The 18,651-nt window shown below is 55.1% G+C and carries 19 protein-coding genes and 1 pseudogene; 8 read left to right on the top strand and 12 right to left on the bottom strand.

The features are described from left to right. Positions 1 to 8: 8 nt before the first annotated feature. Together ahpF and ahpC are read right to left on the bottom strand one after the other, a co-directional pair. Positions 9 to 1,574 (bottom strand): alkyl hydroperoxide reductase subunit F, encoded by a 1,566-nt coding sequence (gene ahpF, locus NI40_RS05650; protein WP_039261227.1) that lies wholly within the window; start codon positions 1,572 to 1,574, stop codon positions 9 to 11. A 127-nt stretch (positions 1,575 to 1,701) separates the two neighbouring features. Further along, positions 1,702 to 2,265: an alkyl hydroperoxide reductase subunit C gene (ahpC, locus tag NI40_RS05645; protein ID WP_008501015.1), complete on the bottom strand. Its 564-nt coding sequence runs from the start codon at positions 2,263 to 2,265 to the stop codon at positions 1,702 to 1,704. Positions 2,266 to 2,887: 622 nt separating this feature from the next. Here ahpC and citR point away from each other — a divergent pair. The 3 genes from citR (at position 2,888) to NI40_RS05630 (ending at position 5,794) form a co-directional block, all read left to right on the top strand. Then, the gene (gene citR / locus NI40_RS05640) at positions 2,888 to 3,787 is read left to right on the top strand and encodes a DNA-binding transcriptional repressor CitR (protein ID WP_039261223.1); all 900 of its coding nucleotides are present in this window, start codon (positions 2,888 to 2,890) and stop codon (positions 3,785 to 3,787) included. A 172-nt stretch (positions 3,788 to 3,959) separates the two neighbouring features. Beyond that, positions 3,960 to 5,183: a phosphoadenosine phosphosulfate reductase gene (locus NI40_RS05635; RefSeq protein ID WP_039261221.1), complete on the top strand. Its 1,224-nt coding sequence runs from the start codon at positions 3,960 to 3,962 to the stop codon at positions 5,181 to 5,183. Then, positions 5,168 to 5,794, top strand: a complete 627-nt coding sequence (locus NI40_RS05630) for an IbrB-like domain-containing protein (protein WP_039261219.1) — start codon at positions 5,168 to 5,170, stop codon at positions 5,792 to 5,794. The genes NI40_RS05635 and NI40_RS05630 overlap by 16 nt, the downstream gene beginning before the upstream one ends. Here the strand turns inward: NI40_RS05630 and NI40_RS05625 are convergent, their stop codons facing one another. Then, positions 5,795 to 6,955 (bottom strand): pyridoxal phosphate-dependent aminotransferase, encoded by a 1,161-nt coding sequence (locus NI40_RS05625; protein ID WP_039261217.1) that lies wholly within the window; start codon positions 6,953 to 6,955, stop codon positions 5,795 to 5,797. 122 nt (positions 6,956 to 7,077) lie between these two features. Here NI40_RS05625 and NI40_RS05620 point away from each other — a divergent pair, with 122 nt between their 5' ends. From NI40_RS05620 to NI40_RS05610, 3 genes are read left to right on the top strand one after another with little or no spacing between them, the layout of a single operon-like run. Then, positions 7,078 to 7,692 carry a methylthioribulose 1-phosphate dehydratase gene (locus NI40_RS05620; RefSeq protein ID WP_039261214.1) on the top strand — a complete coding sequence of 205 codons (615 nt, stop codon included), beginning with the start codon at positions 7,078 to 7,080 and terminating at the stop codon, positions 7,690 to 7,692. Then, a complete protein-coding gene (gene mtnC / locus NI40_RS05615; protein WP_033144912.1) occupies positions 7,689 to 8,378 on the top strand; it encodes an acireductone synthase in 690 nt (229 codons plus the stop codon). The genes NI40_RS05620 and mtnC overlap by 4 nt, the downstream gene beginning before the upstream one ends. Further along, a complete protein-coding gene (locus NI40_RS05610; RefSeq protein WP_015571163.1) occupies positions 8,375 to 8,917 on the top strand; it encodes a 1,2-dihydroxy-3-keto-5-methylthiopentene dioxygenase in 543 nt (180 codons plus the stop codon). The genes mtnC and NI40_RS05610 overlap by 4 nt, the downstream gene beginning before the upstream one ends. Before the next feature lie 52 nt (positions 8,918 to 8,969). Here NI40_RS05610 and NI40_RS05605 read toward each other — a convergent pair whose 3' ends face one another. The 3 genes from NI40_RS05605 to NI40_RS05600 form a co-directional block, all read right to left on the bottom strand. Beyond that, positions 8,970 to 9,821: a hypothetical protein gene (locus NI40_RS05605; RefSeq protein WP_039261211.1), complete on the bottom strand. Its 852-nt coding sequence runs from the start codon at positions 9,819 to 9,821 to the stop codon at positions 8,970 to 8,972. A 131-nt stretch (positions 9,822 to 9,952) separates the two neighbouring features. Beyond that, positions 9,953 to 10,075 carry a hypothetical protein gene (locus tag NI40_RS24385; protein ID WP_257721157.1) on the bottom strand — a complete coding sequence of 41 codons (123 nt, stop codon included), beginning with the start codon at positions 10,073 to 10,075 and terminating at the stop codon, positions 9,953 to 9,955. A gap of 62 nt (positions 10,076 to 10,137) precedes the next feature. Beyond that, positions 10,138 to 10,365 carry a helix-turn-helix domain-containing protein gene (locus NI40_RS05600; protein WP_039264088.1) on the bottom strand — a complete coding sequence of 76 codons (228 nt, stop codon included), beginning with the start codon at positions 10,363 to 10,365 and terminating at the stop codon, positions 10,138 to 10,140. A 106-nt stretch (positions 10,366 to 10,471) separates the two neighbouring features. Here NI40_RS05600 and NI40_RS22530 point away from each other — a divergent pair. After that, positions 10,472 to 10,733, top strand: a pseudogene (locus NI40_RS22530) (helix-turn-helix domain-containing protein). A gap of 36 nt (positions 10,734 to 10,769) precedes the next feature. Here the strand turns inward: NI40_RS22530 and NI40_RS05595 are convergent. Both NI40_RS05595 and mtnA read right to left on the bottom strand, forming a co-directional pair. Then, positions 10,770 to 11,249, bottom strand: coding sequence for an SRPBCC family protein (locus NI40_RS05595; RefSeq protein ID WP_039264087.1), 480 nt, complete (start codon positions 11,247 to 11,249; stop codon positions 10,770 to 10,772). A gap of 42 nt (positions 11,250 to 11,291) precedes the next feature. After that, positions 11,292 to 12,308, bottom strand: a complete 1,017-nt coding sequence (gene mtnA, locus NI40_RS05590) for an S-methyl-5-thioribose-1-phosphate isomerase (RefSeq protein WP_039264086.1) — start codon at positions 12,306 to 12,308, stop codon at positions 11,292 to 11,294. 104 nt (positions 12,309 to 12,412) lie between these two features. On the opposite strand from mtnA, the gene mtnK reads away from it, so the two are divergent. Next, positions 12,413 to 13,612: an S-methyl-5-thioribose kinase gene (mtnK, locus tag NI40_RS05585; protein WP_039264085.1), complete on the top strand. Its 1,200-nt coding sequence runs from the start codon at positions 12,413 to 12,415 to the stop codon at positions 13,610 to 13,612. 103 nt (positions 13,613 to 13,715) lie between these two features. Here mtnK and NI40_RS05580 read toward each other — a convergent pair whose 3' ends face one another. The 4 genes from NI40_RS05580 to NI40_RS05565 form a co-directional block, all read right to left on the bottom strand. After that, positions 13,716 to 14,957: an LVIVD repeat-containing protein gene (locus NI40_RS05580; RefSeq protein WP_039264084.1), complete on the bottom strand. Its 1,242-nt coding sequence runs from the start codon at positions 14,955 to 14,957 to the stop codon at positions 13,716 to 13,718. Positions 14,958 to 15,046: 89 nt separating this feature from the next. Next, positions 15,047 to 16,111: a sugar ABC transporter substrate-binding protein gene (locus NI40_RS05575; RefSeq protein ID WP_023310718.1), complete on the bottom strand. Its 1,065-nt coding sequence runs from the start codon at positions 16,109 to 16,111 to the stop codon at positions 15,047 to 15,049. Positions 16,112 to 16,131: 20 nt separating this feature from the next. Further along, positions 16,132 to 17,127, bottom strand: a complete 996-nt coding sequence (locus tag NI40_RS05570) for an ABC transporter permease (protein ID WP_023334863.1) — start codon at positions 17,125 to 17,127, stop codon at positions 16,132 to 16,134. Continuing rightward, positions 17,124 to 18,626: a sugar ABC transporter ATP-binding protein gene (locus NI40_RS05565; RefSeq protein ID WP_039264083.1), complete on the bottom strand. Its 1,503-nt coding sequence runs from the start codon at positions 18,624 to 18,626 to the stop codon at positions 17,124 to 17,126. The genes NI40_RS05570 and NI40_RS05565 overlap by 4 nt, the downstream gene beginning before the upstream one ends. Positions 18,627 to 18,651: the final 25 nt, after the last annotated feature.

Genomic DNA, 18,651 nt, shown 5'->3' with positions numbered 1-18,651 from the left:
TTCTTTTGTTATGCGGTTTTGGTGCGAATCAGGTAGTCAAAGGAACTCAGAGACGCCTTCGCCCCTTCGCCCGTGGCGATAATGATCTGTTTATACGGCACGGTGGTGCAGTCGCCCGCCGCAAACACGCCTTTCACGCTGGTTTCACATTTCGCATCGATGATGATTTCGCCCATGCGGTTGCGCTCAATCGCGCCTTCCAGCCAGGTGGTATTTGGCAGCAGACCAATCTGCACGAAGATCCCTGACAGCTGAACGCTGTGCACGTCGCCGCTCACGCGGTCGCGGTATTCCAGGCCGGTCACTTTGCTGCCGTCGCCCTTCACTTCCGTGGTCTGCGCGTTCAGTACGATGTCGACGTTTTTCAGGCTGCGAACTTTATCCTGCAGAACCTGGTCGGCCTTCATCTCTGGAGCGAACTCCAGAAGGGTAACGTGCTCAACAATCCCCGCCAGGTCGATAGCCGCTTCCACGCCGGAGTTACCGCCGCCGATCACCGCCACGCATTTACCTTTAAACAGCGGGCCGTCGCAGTGCGGACAGTAGGTCACGCCTTTGGTACGGTATTGATCTTCGCCCGGAACGTTCATGTTGCGCCATTTCGCGCCGGTGGCAATGATAATGCTGCGCGCTTTCAGCACCGCGCCGGACGCGGTTTCAATCTGGTGTAAACCACCCTCGACCGCTGCCGGAACCAGCTTGCTGGCGCTCTGGCTGTCAATCACGTCCACGTCGTAGTCGCTGACGTGCGCCTTCAGCGCCCCCGCCAGCTTCTGGCCTTCGGTCTTCGGCACGGAGATGTAGTTTTCGATGTCCACGGTATCGAGCACCTGGCCGCCAAAACGTTCGCCCATCAGGCCGGTACGAATACCTTTACGCGCAGAGTACACCGCTGCCGCCGCGCCCGCAGGGCCGGAACCGACGATCAGCACGTCGTAGGCATCGCGTTTGTTCAGCTCTTCCGCCGCACGTTTTTCAGCACCGGTATCCACTTTGGCAACGATTTCAGTCAGCGTCATGCGGCCCTGGCCGAACTCTTTGCCGTTCATATAGACCGCCGGAACGCCCATCACGTTGCGATCGGTGATTTCATTCTGGAAGGTACCGCCGTCAATCGCCGTGTGCTTGATGCGCGGGTTCAGAACCGACATCAGGTTCAGCGCCTGCACCACGTCCGGGCAGTTGTGGCAGGAGAGCGAGTAATAGGTTTCAAATTCGAAATCACCGTCGATATCGCGGATCTGCTCCAGCAGCGCCTGCGCTTCTTTTGACGGATGACCACCGGTCCACAGCAGCGCCAGCACCAGTGAGGTAAATTCGTGACCCAGCGGCGAGCCGGCAAAGCGCGGTCCCTGGTCGGAGCCTGGGTTGGTAATCAGGAAAGAGGGCTTACGGACCGGCAGCGCGTTGTCTTCTTTGAAGGTCACTTTCGGCGACAGCTCGGCGATCTCCGCCAGCAGTTCCTTGATTTCTGCCGATTTGGCGCTGTCGTCCAGCGTGGCAATCAGCTCAACGGGTTTGGTCAGTTTCTCAAGGTAGGCCTTGAGCTGGGTTTTCATGTTAGTGTCGAGCATTGTTCTTCCCTCTCTTAAGACGTCATCATGCAAGCTGCCTTATACGGGCGGCCTGAATGCAACTTGCATCATGGTGCTGGAATGAAATGGGCGCGGGTGCGCCCATTGATTACCGAATGGGCAAAACTTAGATTTTACCAACCAGATCTAAGGATGGAGCCAGCGTCGCTTCGCCTTCTTTCCATTTCGCCGGGCATACTTCGCCTGGGTGAGAAGCCACGTACTGAGCGGCTTTCACTTTACGCAGCAGGTCAGAAGCATCACGGCCGATACCTTCAGCGGTAACTTCGATAGCCTGGATAATGCCCTGCGGGTCAACAACGAAGGTGGCGCGGTCAGCCAGGCCTTCATCTTCACGCATGTTGTCGAAGTTACGGGTCAGGGCGCCAGTCGGGTCGCCGATCATCGCGTATTTGATTTTCGCGATAGTTTCAGAGCTGCTGTGCCATGCTTTGTGGGTGAAGTGGGTATCGGTAGAGACGGAGTAAACGTCTACGCCCAGCTTCTGCAGTTCGTCGTAATGGTCTGCAACGTCACCCAGTTCAGTCGGGCAAACGAAGGTAAAGTCAGCCGGATAGAAGAAGAAGACGCTCCAGCGGCCTTCGGTATCTTTCTCGGTAACTTCGATGAACTCACCGTTTTTGAACGCCTGGTTTTTGAAAGGTTTAATTTTGGTGTTAATCAAAGACATCTGTACTTCCTCCGTGTTTTCGTTGAGATGTAAGGTAACCAACTTTATTCATCGGGGCTAATGCGTATGCTTTATCAAATCAATCAGCCAAACCTTACAACGTCGACAAGACAACAAGGTGAACCTTTTACAGGAAAGCCTGAAAGTAAAAAGGCCGCCTCAACGGGCGGCCCTGATACCTGAATTCCCCGCAGGTACATTCAGTGCCAGCCGAAACTGGCGTTGCGTTGCGCTCTACAACCCTTTATATCAAGGCGGTAACAGCCGTTTGATTACACCACCCGCACAGGGATTGAGCAATCCATAAGAGAGGCATTCCTGCCTATGGCTGTGATAGGTTGTGCCGAACATCATTACGGTGCGTTATAAATTTATTTTTATTATAAAACTATCGCAATATATAAATGACAGTTGTTATTTAAAATCATTGTTCCCTTTCTTAAGATAAAATTGTCTTAATCGCTTTTGAAGCGCTATTTCAATAATCTGCCACCGTGATATATTAAGATGATTTAATTTAAAACTAAGAGAGCTAACCGAAAGAGTTATAAATGGTTAGCCTTAAACTATTGTTATCAGTTATATGATAACCACAGCAAACGCAGTACCCTCAGGACGAAACATGGCAAACCTGTATGACCTTAAAAAATTCGATCTTAATCTGTTAGTCATTTTCGAGTGCATTTACCAGCACCTTAGTATCAGTAAAGCCGCCGAGACGCTGTATATCACCCCCTCTGCCGTGAGCCAGTCACTGCAGCGTCTGAGAGGACAACTCAACGATCCTCTGTTTATCCGTTCCGGTAAAGGGATCACGCCCACGACCGTCGGCGTCAATCTGCATCATCATCTGGAACAGAACCTGAACCAGCTGGAGCAGACTATCAATATCATGCACAGCAGCGGGTTGAAGAAGAACTTTGTCATTTATTGCCCGCATTTTATGAGTACGAAAGCAACGCTTGACCCTATAAAACTGCTGATGGAAAACCATAACTATTCAATTGAATTACATGATGTTTTTCTTTCTTCTGATTCAGCAGAAGATCTCTTAGCCTACAGAAGAGCCGACCTGATATTTTCGTTTTCTTCTTCTAACAATCATTCTGTCGCCTGTAGCCTCTACCATAAACTTCCTTTCGTTCTCGTTTGTCGGGAGGGCCATCCCCGTCTCAGTGAAAATCCCACGCGTGAAGAGATTCTGAATGAAAACTTCACCGCCTACCTGAACGATGAAAACAGCTTCAAAGACTATCAGGAAAAGGCCGAAAACCTGTTAACCGAAAGAAATATCGTCTATCGTAGCGACTCTTTTATATCCCTTCTGTCGGTGATAGGTTCGTCCGACCTCATAGGATTAGTGCCCGCACCGGCCTTCGAACAATATGGGCCAGCCCTCAACCTGCGAAAAGTGGAAACTGACATTCAATTCCCCAGCATTGATATTTACATGATGTACAATCGTTCCGCGCTCAATAGCTCGGCATTCGCGAGTTTTATTGAAGAAATATCCTTACCGTGAGATATGGCTGTGGTTCTCGCACAAAATGGGAACCACACCGTTAAAACATACACCACCGTTATATAATTACGCAGCATAACCGTTACATATCCAATTAATTATTGACTGATATAATCCTCTCATTAATATTGACGCTACAGCCAGGTATTTATTCCTCAGGATGAGAATAAGCATGTCAATTTATAAATACCCTTTAGACCAGGATGTTCTTACTGCTGCTCGGGAGCGAATAAAATGGACGCTCGAAAACTTACCCAGAATCTGTGTTTCTTTTTCAGGAGGTAAAGACTCCACCGTCATGCTGCATCTCGTTGCCCAACAGGCGCGACTGATGAACCTCAAAATAGATGTGCTCTTTATCGACTGGGAAGCGCAGTTTTCCCACACCATTATCCATGTGGAACATATGCGCGAGTTGTACAGCGATGTCATCGACCATTTCTGGTGGGTCGCGCTCCCCCTGACAACGCAAAATTCACTGTCGCAATTCCAGCCGGAATGGCAATGCTGGGAACCCGGCACCCAATGGGTCCGCCAGCCTCCTGACGATGCGATAACCGATCCCGCTTTTTTTCCCTTCTACCAGCCAGGCATGACGTTTGAAACCTTTGTCCGCGGTTTCTCCGACTGGTTCTCTCGCAATCGCCCGGCGGCGGTACTGATTGGCATCCGCGCCGATGAGTCTTACAACCGTTTTCTGGCTGTCGCGTCGGCGCGTAAACAGCGGTTTGCCGACGATAAACCCTGGACAACCGTCGCACCTGGAGGACATGCCTGGTATATCTACCCTCTCTACGACTGGAAAACCGCCGATATATGGACCTGGTTCGCCAAATCAGGGTGTTGCTATAACCCACTCTATGACCTGATGTTTCAGGCCGGCGTACCGCTACGCTACATGCGGATTTGTGAACCCTTTGGTCCGGAGCAGCGCCAGGGATTATGGCTCTACCACGTTGTTGAACCCGATCGCTGGGCGGCCATGTGTGAGCGCGTGAGCGGTGCGCGCAGCGGGGGGATGTACGCCGGACACGATAACCATTTTTATGGTCACCGAAAAATTCTGAAACCCGAACACCTGTGCTGGCGCGAATATGCCATGCTGCTCCTCGACAGCATGCCGCAAAATACGGCTGAGCATTACCGCAATAAAATCGCCATTTATCTGCACTGGTATCAGAAGAGAGGCGCAGAGGATATTCCCGATACGCAGGACGGTGATATCGGTGCCAAAGATGTTCCCTCATGGCGCCGTATTTGTAAGGTTCTCCTGAATAACGACTACTGGTGCAGGGCGCTATCGTTCAGCCCAAATAAACCCAAACATTATCAGCGCTACAGCGACAGAGTGAAGGCGAAACGCAAGGAGTGGGGCATATTATGCGACAAAAACTAATCAACGAGATGGAAACGTACCTTCAGTCACTTCCCGAAGAGGAACGCATTAACGCCATAAATGCCTTTCGTGAAGCGATCCATAAACACAGTCCGTTTCGTGCGCAACCGATAGACTGCGTCCTCTGGATCAGACAGGACGCTATTACCGCTAACGACTACAACCCCAATAATGTTGCCCCGCCAGAAAAACGGCTGCTCAGTAAGTCGCTGGAACTCGATGGATTCACCCAACCTATCGTTGTGACAGAAAGTGAACCGCAACACTACGAAATTGTGGATGGTTTTCATCGCCATGAAATCGGTACAAATCGGGCGGCACTGAAGCACCAGCTCAAGGGTTATCTCCCTGTGACCTTCCTGCGCCAGGACCGACAGGATAAACATGACCGTATGGCTGCCACTATTCGTCACAACCGGGCGCGGGGTCGACACCAGATTAACGCTATGTCGGAGATCGTTCGCGAGCTGGTGCAGCTTGGCTGGAATGACGAGAGAATAAGCAAGGAGCTGGGAATGGACAGCGATGAAGTCTTGCGCCTCAAGCAAATCAACGGTCTGCTGGAGCTGTTTGCAGACCGTCGTTATTCAGAAGCCTGGACGGTGAAATAATCAGAGCGTGTTAAGACGCTCTGCCGCCGCCAGCAGCGTCGATTCCTGCTTCGCAAAGCAAAGACGAATCAGCTTATGCGGGAAGGGATCGGCGCAGAATACAGACAGCGGAATGGCGGCTACGCCCACCTCTTTCGTCAGCCACTGGCAGAAACTCACGTCGTCCAGATCCGATATCGCGCTGTAGTCGGCGAGCAGGAAATAGGTCCCTTCTGAGGGCAAAATTTCCAGACGACTTTTGCTGAGCGCCGTCACAAACAGATCCCGACGTTCACGATAGAAGTGCGGCAGCTCGCGATAGTGCTCCGGCTCGGCGCGCAGCATATCCGCCAGCGCCAGCTGAGCCGGCGTGTTCACGGCAAAGGTCAGGTACTGGTGCACCTTGCGCAGCTCGGCGCTGATAGCCGCCGGTGCGACGCAGTAGCCCACTTTCCAGCCGGTCATATGGTAAGTCTTACCGAATGACGAGACGGCGATAGCACGCTCGCGAAGCTGCGGATGGGCCAGCACGCTGGCGTGTCCTTCTTCTGCAAAGCAGATGTGCTCGTAGACTTCATCGCTCAGCACGTAAATTTCACGTTCCGCAATCGCCTGCCACAGCGCGGCGAAATCGGCCTTTTGCCACACCGTCGCCGACGGGTTGTGCGGGGTATTCAGGATCACCAGGCGGGTTTTGTCGCTCAGCAGCGCAGCAAACGCCTGCCAGTCAGGGCGAAAATGCGGCGGCTGGAGCGCCACGCGTTTCACCACGCCGCCGGAGAGTTCAACCGCAGGCGCATAGCTGTCGTAGCTCGGATCAAAGCAGATAACTTCATCGCCCGTACGCACCAGCGCGGTGATGGCCGCATAGAGCGCTTCGGTCGCCCCTGCCGTCACCGTAATGTCGCTGTTCGCATCGGGCTTATGGCCGTACAGCTCCGCCGTTTTATCCGCAATGGCCTCCCGCAGCGCCTGCACGCCCGTCATCGGCGCATACTGATTCGCCCCCTGCGCCACGTGGTACGCCAGGCGATCCTGCAGATAGGTCGGGCCGTCGAAATCCGGGAATCCCTGTGAAAGATTAATGGCGTTGTGCTGCTGCGCCAGAGCGCTCATCTGCGTAAAGATGGTAGTACCGAGATTGGGAAGTTTACTCTGAGGAATCAATGCGTTATTGCTCATTGTGTCGTGCCTGCTTGTAATACTTATGTTGCTGCCACTATAACACGATGTTAGTCTTTGGCAATCAAGACGCTTAGACGTCTAAACCATATGAATATTCCTGGCCGCGAGGGTAAAAGGAAATGACAGACAACCTGCAACTCACACATCTTGTCGACGCCTGCCGCTGGATTGGCGCCAAAGGCTGGGCACCCGCCACCGGGGGCAACATGTCGGTGCGTCAGGACGAGCGCCTCTGCTGGCTCAGCGAATCCGGTAAAGACAAAGGCAGCCTGACAACGGCGGATTTTCTGCAGGTTGAAATCGCCACCAACCGCGCGCCGTCTGGCCGCAGGCCGTCGGCGGAAACCGGTCTTCACACGCTGATTTATCGCCTGTACCCGGAAGCCAACGCCGTCCTGCACGTTCATACCGTCAACGCCACGGTGCTGTCGCGTCTGGTCAAAGAAGCCGAGCTCAACATCAGCGGCTTTGAGATGCAAAAATCCCTCACCGGGCAGACCACGCATCTGGATACGGTGGCTATCCCGGTCTTCGATAACGACCAGGATATTGACGCCCTCGCCTCCCGAATCGCCCATTACGCACAGGAACGCCCGCTTAATTATGGTTTTCTTCTGCGCGGTCATGGCTTAACCTGCTGGGGACGCGACGTGGCCGAGGCCCGCCGTCATCTGGAAGGACTAGAATTCTTATTTGAATGCGAAATGCGTTTACGACAACTGGAGAGAGTATGATTCGCGCGATTGTGACGGATATTGAAGGGACCACCAGCGATATCCGTTTTGTCCATGACGTTTTGTTCCCCTACGCGCGTGAGCGGCTGGCGGCCTTCGTGACCGCGCAGCAGTACGCCGAGCCGGTCAAATCCATTCTGGACAACCTGCGTGATGAAATCGGTAACCCGCACGCCAGCGTCAGCGAGCTTATCGACGCCCTGTTTGCCTTTATGGATGAGGACCGCAAATCCACGGCGCTCAAAGCCCTGCAGGGGATCATCTGGCATGACGGCTACGTGAACGGCGACTTTACCGGCCACCTCTACCCGGACGTACTGCCTGCGCTGGAAAAGTGGAAAGCGCAAGGGATTGATCTCTATGTTTATTCCTCTGGCTCCGTCGCCGCGCAGAAACTGTTATTTGGCTACAGCGACGAAGGTGATATTACTCATCTGTTCAGCGGCTATTTTGATACCCACATCGGCGCCAAGCGCGAGGTGCAGTCCTATCAGAACATTGCGGCACAAACGGGCATCGCACCGTCGCAGATCCTGTTCCTGTCCGATATTCATCAGGAGCTGGACGCGGCTGAACAGGCAGGTTTTCGCACACTGCAGCTGATTCGCGGTGATGATGACGGCGCAAGCCATCACCATCAGGTCCACCAGTTTGACGAGATTAATCCGGAGCAGATCCCTTCATGAGCGCATTGACCATTTATTCCGATAAAGACGCCAGTCAACACCAGTGGCACAGCACCGACGCCGCCGAGATCGCCCAGCAGCTCAACGCCAAAGGCGTGCGGTTTGAACGCTGGGCGGCGGATCGCGATTTAGGACACGATCCCGCACCTGAAGCCGTGATCGAGGCGTATCAGCATGCGATCGACAAGCTGGTGGCGGAAAAAGGCTACCAAAGCTGGGACGTGATCAGCCTGCGCGCCGACAACCCGCAGAAAGAGGCGCTGCGCGCGAAGTTCCTGAACGAACACACCCACGGCGAAGACGAAGTGCGCTTCTTCGTAGAAGGCGCGGGGCTGTTCTGCCTGCACATTGGCGATGAGGTGTATCAGGTGCTGTGCGAGAAAAACGACCTGATTTCCGTTCCCGCGGGCACGCCACACTGGTTTGATATGGGCTCCGAGCCGAATTTTACCGCCATTCGTATTTTCGACAATCCGGAAGGCTGGGTGGCGCAGTTTACGGGCGATGCCATCGCGGATGCGTATCCACGCCTCGCATAGGTATTTACACTTCTAGTGCCATTAACGTTAATCAATGGCACTTTTAACTGAATCAAAATGGAATATCATCTATAAAAGTTATTTTTTTATTCACTTTAATGTTAAAAACATCTTCAATATAAAGTCGAAGTTGTTCTTTTATCTTTTCGCTACCCTCCAACAGCTCGTTAAGCTGCGAACTCTTAGTAGTTATCTCAACTATTAGCGAATCATCAGAAGGCCAGATGTCATCTATGCTAAAACGATCATATACTTTAAAACCCCTCATTACTTGGAGCGATAACTTTGCCCCATACTTATGCCATAGCTCTTTTGTTAAAATCTTACGTTTATCAATATTAGAAAAAGCATCATTGTAAAAACTCGAAAAGCATTTATTGATATAAGTTACATAATGCTCGTGAAGTTTTTGATAATAAATTTCATTATTTAAAAAACCATTAAGTGTCATGAAATTTATTTTTGAAGCAGTCGATTCACCATTTATAATATAATTACTTATGATAGTATGCGATTCCGTTTCGCTTGGATGTATTTCATCTCCTTCACAATCCAGTAGTATCATCTCACTATCAATTAATGACATTAGATGGAAAAAATAAACACTACGTTCTTTTTTTCTGGAAGATAAAGAGGTTAACTCATAAGACTGCGCTTTCATCAATGACGTTATTGAATTGAATATATTTTTATCATTATTTGATCTTCCACTTTTCTTACTCATTTCTTGAAAAGCAAAAACATTTTTTGTCACGTTGAAAATTTTTTCATAAACAATACCATCCGGCACGCCGATTTTCTCTTTGTTATTAAAATTTAATTCATAGTTTAGTATTGGGTGATTACTCCAGTTTTTCAATGGCTCATAATCAATATTAGGATCATTGGGCTTAATTTTTTTCACTAATAACGCCCAAACATTTTCTTCATTTTTCTTACAACTAATTATGAGAGTTGTATAAACTAATACATCTCTAACTTTTGTCGCTTTGTAAGCAATAATATCTATTTCTCGCGCAACACTTTGAACATCATCTATATAATATTTATTATTAATAACCCCCAGCCATGATTATTTAAAAAATCAGAGACTTTACTTTCTAAAATAAAACCAGTACTTTTAATATTTTCAGCATAAACTTGTAATTTATCATTCATTTTAGCCCCTTGAGCACCATGTTTTATCATTTACCTTATTATTAACTTTGATATTTTCTTATCTATATTATTTCATTCAAAATTAACGATATATTCACACCAACCAGCCTCGCTAGATGCACAAACTCCACCACATCTAACCTGCGTTCACCGCTTTCCACTTTAGCAATAAACGATTGCGGTTTACCCAAAGCCTCAGCAAGCTGTGCCTGAGTAATCCCCTTCTCCTTACGAGCTTTCTTCAACGCACTGATAACACGCTGGTATTCGTCCGAGTAAACTGATGCCATTGTTCCGATTCCATACAAATATCCTGAAATCGAATATCCTCCTATTGTGTTTTTATCCCAAAATAGGATAATTAAGTGCGTAACAAATACATGTAAGGAGGACACAATGCGTCATCAGAACTGGCATCATGCCGACATCATCGCCGCACTAAAGAAACATGGCTGCGTTGTCCCGAAAGGCTGGCCTTTCCTCATCCACACTGGCAAACGCGCTTACCCGACCATGGCCCAAAGGTGAATTGCTTATCGCACAGGCGCTAGAAATTCCGCCCGACGTGATATGGCCGGAAAGATATTTTGATGAAAAGGGAGAGCCAATATTTCGTCAGATGAGGAATACCAAAAAGAGAAACCTTTCTTCGACTTGATCAATGATTTCTCCCCCCTCCCCCCAACCCTCTCCCTCAAGGGAGAGGGGGTTGAAGAGACTTCACATACCCCACCAGCTGATCCAGCACAATCCCCCATCCTTCGTGGAAGCCCATCTGTTCATGCTGCTCGCGGATTTCCTTCGTCGGATGACGCGCAATCGCCGTGTAGCGGGTCTTGCCCTCGCCCACATCCTCCAGCAGCAGGATCGCCGTCATAAACGGCTTCTCGGCCGGTTTCCAGCCTTCGGTATAGCCGTCGGTAAAGACCAGCTTTTGACCGGGATCGATTTCCAGAAAGACGCCCCGGTTATCCATCCGCTGCCCGTCCACCTCAAACACGGTGTTGAACCGCCCGCCCACGCGCAGGTCGAGGTCGCATTCGGTCACCTTATGGGGAGCAGGAATGAAGAAGTTTTTGATGTGTTCCGGCGTGGTCCAGCACAGCCACAGCAGGTCGCGCGGTGCATCCACCACGCGCTCCAGTTTTAAGTCAGTTTCAGGATCCAGCGTCACGATATTGTCCTCTCAGGGGAACCCCTTAAAGGATAGCCGGACTCAGGCGAATTTCCCGTTTGCCACCGCTTCCGGCGTGACTACGCCCGTATCCAGCACCCAGCCGCTAATCAGCGAGGCAGGCGTAACGTCAAACGCCGGGTTATAGACCTGCGCATTTTCCGGCGCCCACTGCACCGCGCCAAAGCTTCCGGCCACCCCCGTCACCTCGCTGGCGGCGCGCTGCTCAATCGGGATCGCGTCCCCGTTCGGGCAGTCCGGATCGAGGGTCGTTTGCGGCGCGGCAACGTAAAACGGAATGCCGTGGAATTTCGCCAGCACCGCCAGGGAATAGGTGCCGATCTTGTTCGCCACGTCGCCGTTGGCGGCAATGCGGTCTGCGCCCACCCACACGGCGTCCACCAGCCCTTTTGCCATCAGGCTGGCGGCCATGGAATCGGTAATCAGCTGATACGGCACGCCCAGCTCGCCAAGCTCCCACGCGGTCAATCTGCCGCCCTGCAGCAGCGGACGGGTTTCATCCACCCAGACGTTGCTGACGTTACCCTCCTGATGCGCGCGGGCAATCACGCCCAATGCGGTGCCAACGCCCGCCGTTGCCAGCCCGCCGGTGTTGCAGTGGGTCAGCAGACGGCTGCCGGGCTTCACCAGCGCGCTGCCGGCTTTGGCGATCGCGTCGCAAAGACGTTTGTCTTCGTCAATCAGGCGCAGCGCTTCGGCCACCAGCGCCGGTACAAAATCTTCCTGCCACAGGGCGAGCTTCATGCGGTCAAGATTGTTCATGAGGTTCACCGCCGTCGGGCGGGAGGCGCGCAGGGTTTCCAGCGCCGACGCCAGCTCGTCGCGGCTTTTGCCGTTTTCCGCCAGCAGCGCCAGCAGCAGGCTTGCGGAGAGACCAATCAGCGGCGCGCCGCGCACGCGCAGGGCGTGGATATGCCCGACCAGCGCCTCTACCGTCGAGGCATCCAGCCAGCGTTTCTCCTGCGGAAGCGCCTGCTGATCGAGAATAAAGAGCTGATTATCCGCCACCCGCAGGCTGGTCGTCTGTAATGTCTGCATGTCGTTAATTCCCTGTTGCGTTGTTGTAGCACATTGTGTCAGGATGAAATCCAGATGTATAGACGTCTACATGTCTTAATTAGAAAACTCGTGAGGAGCAGGCCATGTCGCAATACCGTACCTTTACCGCTCAGGACGCCGTGGAGTATGCCAGGCAGTTTGGCGGACTTGACGATCCTTCATCGCTGGTAGAGGCGCAGGAAGTAGGCGACGGCAACCTCAATCTGGTATTCAAAATTTTCGACGGCGCGGGCGTGAGCCGCATCGTCGTTAAGCAGGCGCTGCCCTACGTGCGCTGCGTCGGCGAATCCTGGCCGCTGACCCTGGACCGCGCCCGCCTTGAAGCGCAAACGCTGGTCGAGCACTACCAGCACAGCCCGCAGCACACCGTGAAAATCCACCACTTTGACCCGGAGCTGGCGGTGATGGTGATGGAAGATCTCTCCAGCCATCGCATCTGGCGCGGCGAGCTGATTAAAAACATCTACTACCCGCAGGCGGCCCGTCAGCTGGGCGAATACCTCGCGCACGCGCTGTTCCACACCAGCGATTTCTACCTGCACCCGCACGCGAAAAAAGCGCAGGTGGCGAAATTCATCAACCCGGAGATGTGCGAGATCACCGAAGATCTGTTCTTCAACGATCCGTACCAGATCCACGAACGCAACAGCTACCCGGTCGAGCTGGAAAATGACGTCGCGGCCCTGCGCGACGACGCTCAGCTTAAAATTGCCGTAGCTTCCCTGAAGCACCGCTTCTTCTCGCACGCCGAAGCGCTCCTGCACGGCGATATTCACAGCGGCTCGATTTTTGTGGCCGACGGCAGCCTGAAGGCCATCGACGCCGAGTTCGGCTACTTTGGCCCGATTGGCTTTGACGTCGGTACCGCCATCGGCAACCTGCTGCTGAACTTCTGCGGCCTGCCGGGGCATCTGGGCATTCGCGATGCCGCCGCCGCGCGCGAGCAGCGCCTGACCGATATTCAGGAGCTGTGGAACACCTTCGCGGAACGCTTCCAGGCGCTGGCAAACGAGAAAACGCGCGACGCCGCGCTCGGCGCGCCGGGCTATGCCTCCGCGTTCCTGAAAAAGGTCTGGCATGACGCCATCGGCTTCTGCGGCACCGAGCTCATTCGCCGCAGCGTCGGGCTTTCCCACGTAGCGGATATCGACACCATTCAGAACGAGGCGATGCGCCACGAGTGCCTGCGCCACGCGATAACGCTCGGTAAAGCGCTGATAGTCATTGCCGACCGCATCGACAGCGCCGAAGATCTGGTGGCACGGGTGCGGCAGTACAGCTGAGTGCCGGCTTTGTGCCCGGTGGCGCTGCGCTTATCGGGCCTACGATTCTGGTTTTCTCCCTCTCCCTGTGGGAGAGGGCCGGGATGAGGGCATCAAACCGCACTCATCCCAGATACTCAATCACCGACAGCCCGCCGTTATAATCCGTGCTGTAAATTATCCCCTGCGCATCCACAAACACGTCGCACGACTGGATCACCTGCGGGCGATTTGGCCGCGTGTCCATCATTCTCTCCGGCGCGGCGGGCACCAGCGCCCCCGTTTCCACCGGTCGATACGGATTGGAAATGTCATATGCGCGCACGCCCGCGTTCTGATAGGTCGCAAAAATCAGCGTCGAGCTGACAAAGCTCCCCGGCCGGTTCTCGTGCAGGTTATGCGGGCCAAAATGCGCCCCTTTCGCCACGTAGTCGGTTTCATCCGGCTGTGGGAAGGTCGAGATGCTGACCGGGTTCGACGGCTCGCGGATATCAAACAGCCAGATCAGCTTTTCGCCGTCCTCCTGGTTATCCAGCACCGCTTCGTCCAGCACCACCAGCAAATCGCGGTCCGGCAGCGGCAGCGCGGTGTGCGTCCCGCCGCCAAACGGCGGACTCCAGTTGCGGTGGCTAATCAGCTTCGGCCGGGTGCGGTCCTTCACGTCCAGCAGCGTCAGGCCGCCGTCGCGCCAGCTGCCGTAGGCGGTATCGCCCGCGATAATCGCGTGATGCAGCGCGTAGCGTTTCCCTTCCGGCCAGTTCGGCGTCTCCCCTTCGGCCTGGTTCATCCCCGGCAGCCACCAGCGCCCCGCCACTTCAGGCTTACGCGGATCGGCCAGATCGATGGTCAGGAAAATGTAGTCGGTAAAGCCGTCGATCAGCGCTGACACATACGCCCAGCGGCCGCCGACGTACCAGATGCGGTGGATGCCGATGCCGCTCAGCGACAGAAAGCCGATTTCGCGCGGCCTGTCGGGCGTGGAGATATCAAACACCCGCAGCCCGGCGCTCCAGCCTTTGTCCTGCACGTCGCTGACGGTCTCCCCCACCTGGCGGGTGTAGTAGACCTTCTCGTCGGCAAAGCGGGCATCGGCAAACAGATCCCGGGCGTTGATCACCAGCAGCAGGTCGTCATGCGCCTGCAGGTGCACGTTCCAGGTGCCGGGCGGCGCGGGCACGTAGCCCGCCGCTTTCGGGTTCTTCGGGTCGCGCACGTCGACAATCGAAAAGCCCTGCGACACCATATGGCCGATATAGGCGAAACCGCGATGGACCATCAGCTGCACGCCGTCCGGGCGACCGCCCTGATCGCTATGGCCAATCAGCCGCATATTGCGGCTGTATTCTGGAAGGGGTACTTGCGTCACCGTTAGCTCCTTTGGGTTTTCCCCCTCTCCCTGCGGGAGAGGGCCGGGGTGAGGGCATCAGGCCGCACCTGACGCCACCCGGCCTGGTTTTATTTATTTTTCGCTTCCAGCGTCGCAAACCACGGCGCGATAAAATCTTCCGTCTGGCCCCAGCCCGGAATGATTTTCCCCAGCGACGCCACGTTCACCGGGCCCGGCTGGGCGGTCAGCAGCGCCTGAGGAATGGCCGCCGCTTTGAAATCGTAGGTCGCAGGCGTGGCTTCCCCGGCAATCTTGTTCGCCACCAGACGCACGTTAGTTGCGCCAATCAGCTTCGGATCCACCGCCACGCTCACCTTCCACGCGCTGCCCGGCTCGCGCATCAGCTGCAGATCCTGGTTAGAGATGTCGATGCTGTAGAGCTTAATCTCGGTGCGGCCGTTCTCTTTCAGCGCCTTATACGCGCCCTGGCTGAAGGCGTCCCAGGTTCCCCAGATGGCGTCGATTTTGCCTTTCGGGTATTTCGCCAGGATCGCGCCCACCTTGTTGGCGGTATCGCCCTGCACGTCAGAGGACACGGCGCCGATAGACTCCAGCTCTTTGATGTCCGGATACTGCTTTTGCAGCTCTTTATAGGCCGCCTGACGACGCTCCATCGGCGGGAAGCCCGCTACCCACAGCTTGACGATATTGGCCTTGCCGTTGAAATCTTTCGCCAGCTGGCCGAAGGAGAGGTTCGTCAGGGAGGCATCGTCCTGCTGGGTGACGGTCACGCCAGGGATCTCGCCGTTAACCGCCGTATCAAAGACGGAGACTTTGATCCCGGCATCCACCGCTTTCTTCACCAGCGCGGTGGAGTACGGATCGCGCCCCTGAGAGAGAATAATCCCGTCGTACTTCTGGCTGATGGCCTGGTTCACAAAGTCCTGGAATTTGGCGTCGTCCCCGTTGCTTAAAAAGGTGCTGACCTTAAAGCCGAGCTTCTTCCCTTCCTGAATTGCGCCAGCAATAAACTGCGTGGTGTTGTCATCTGAGCCGAGGTTACGGATCACCGCGATGCGGATCGGGCCGTCATGGTTCGCAATGGCTGCCGGAAGCGGCGCGGGCGTGGCCGCGAAGCCTGGCAGAGCCGTGAGCAACCCAAGTGCCACCAAAGAGAGTGCAATCTTTTTCATTTTTTTATCCCGTTGTGTTGTCAGCGTTTTTGTATGTAGGTAATCGCCAGCGCTACCGCGAGCACCAGCCCTTTTATAATGTCCATGGCGTAGTACGGCACGGAGAGCATCACCAGCCCGTTCGACAGCACGCCGAGAATGACCGCCCCGACCAGCGTGCCCAGCGCGTTCGGCTTGCCGGATCCGGCCAGCGAGAAGCCAATCCACGCCGCCGCCACCGCATCCATCAGGTATCCGCCGCCCGCATTCACCTGCGACGAGCCGATGCGTGAAGCCAGCAAAATCCCGCCCAGACCCGCCAGCAGCGAGGCAATCACGTAGGCCGCCACCTTGTAGCGCGTGGTGCGAATGCCGGAGAGGCGCGCCGCTTCGGGGTTACCGCCGATGGCGTACATGCGTCGGCCATGCGTAGTGAGCGACAGGCCCAGCTGCGCCAGCACGGTCACCACCAGCATGACGATCACGATGGTCGGCACCTGCCCCAGCAGGCTGAACGCCGCCGGAATGGTCCCTTCCGCCATGTCGCCGCTCGGCAGCACCATGTTCTCGGTAATCGACCCGCCGTAGCTGTAGGTCATCGCCACGCCCTGGATCACAAACAGGCTGGCAAGCGTCGCCAGCATGTCCGGAATGCGCAGGATGACGATCAGGAAGGCGTTAAACAGACCCACCAGCGTGCAGAGCGCGAGGGTGATCAAAATCGACTCGGTGGTGCCAAAACCGTGCCAGACGAAAAGCGAAATCACCAGCGCGTTCGCCAGCGAGGCGGTGGATCCCACGGAGAGATCGAACCCGCCGATGGTCAACGAGATCGACACGCCAATGGCAATCACCGTCACGATGGCAATCGAGCGCAGAATATTGATGATGTTGTTCGGATCGAGGAAGCTGTCCGACGCCAGGCCAAAGACGGCCACCAGCGCGACGACGGTTAACAGCATGCCCCACCTGTAGAGAAAATCGAAAATCTGCTGGCGGCCAGACGCCGCCGCGTTCACTGAAAGGGCCTTGCTCACGACGCCGTTCCTCCGGTTGAATAATAAAGTAGTGTCTCTTCGCGGGCCTCGGCCCCGGCGATTTCCGCCACGATGCGCCCGTCCCACAGCACGCAGATGCGGTCGCACAGCCCGACCAGTTCGGCAAATTCGCCCGAGGCGTAAATCACCCCTTTGCCCTCGCGCGCCAGGCCGTCAATCAGCTGGAACAGGTCGGTTTTGGCCTTCACGTCCACGCCTTTGGTCGGCTCGTCGAATATCAGCACGCTGGCGTCATTGCGCAGCCATTTACCGATGGCGACCTTCTGCTGGTTGCCGCCGGAGAGACGGCGCAGCACCTGCCCCGGCCCACGCGCGCGCACGCCGACGCGGGCGATGACCTCTTCCGCCCAGCGCCACGCCTGACGATGGCCAAACAGGCTCCAGCGCGAAAAGCTGTTATCGGCGCACACGGCAAGGTTCATGCTCACCGGCTCGTCGATAAAAATGCCCTCTTTCCGCCGCTCCTCCGGCACCAGCGCCAGACCGCGCAGCACGGAGTCGGCCGGGTCGCGCGGCTGCCAGGATTGATGATTTAGCTCACCGCGCGTCACGCGGCTTTTGCTGGCGCCAAACAGCGCCTTGCAGAGTTCGGTTTTTCCCGCGCCCGCCAGCCCGGCAATCCCGAGAATTTCGCCTTTGCGCAGGTGCAGGGAGATATCTTTCAGCAGCGCGTCGTCGTGAAGCCCCTCAACGCGTAACAGCGTTTCGTTGCCGTGCGGCGGCCGCGCGGGCGGATAGATATCGCTCAGCACGTGGCCGAGCATCTTCTCGACGATCGCTTCGCCGCTAAGATCTGCCATCGGGCCGGACTCGATCAGCTTGCCGTCGCGCAGCACCGTCAGGGTGTCGCAGATGGCCTTCAGCTCGTGAATGCGGTGAGAGATAAATACCACGCCGATGCCCTGCTGCTTTAAACGTCTCACTACCGCAAACAGGCGCTCGCTCTCGTGCGCGTCCAGCGGCGCGGTGGGTTCATCAAGAATCAAAAAACGGCAGTGATGGGACAGCGCCCGCGCCAGCAAAATCTGCTGCTTTTCGGCCAGCGAACAGCCGTCGATGGAACGGCGAACGTCCAGCGTCACGTCGAGCTGCGCCAGCGCCTGTCTCGCCTGCTGGCGGATAGCGCGCCAACTGAAGCGATGCCCCGGCTGCGCCAGCTGGTCGAGCATGATGTTTTCGGCAATGCTTAACCCCGGGATTAGCGCTACGTCCACTTCCTGCTGAACGAGGTGGATCCCCAGCCGTTTGGCATCAAGCGGTTCGCGGATGCTCACCGGCTGGTTGTTGATGCTGATCTCGCCCTCATAGTGGTCGTGCGTCCCGCACAGCACCGCCATCAGGGTCGATTTTCCCGCGCCGTTGGCACCGGTCAGCGCGTGTACGGATCCGCCGGTTAAGGTGAAATTCACGCGCGACAGCGCCTGAAAGCCGGAAAAGGCCAGGCTGATACCGCGCATCTCAAGGCGACTGGAAACCATCCGCGTAAATCCTTCATTACTCTTC

Origin of the sequence: Enterobacter sp. E20, from assembly GCF_000801755.2 — a bacterium.
In the GTDB taxonomy this organism is placed as follows: Bacteria; Pseudomonadota; Gammaproteobacteria; order Enterobacterales; family Enterobacteriaceae; genus Enterobacter; species Enterobacter asburiae_B.
Note: the sequence above shows the minus strand (reverse complement) of the source record. Positions and strands in the feature narration are given on the sequence as shown.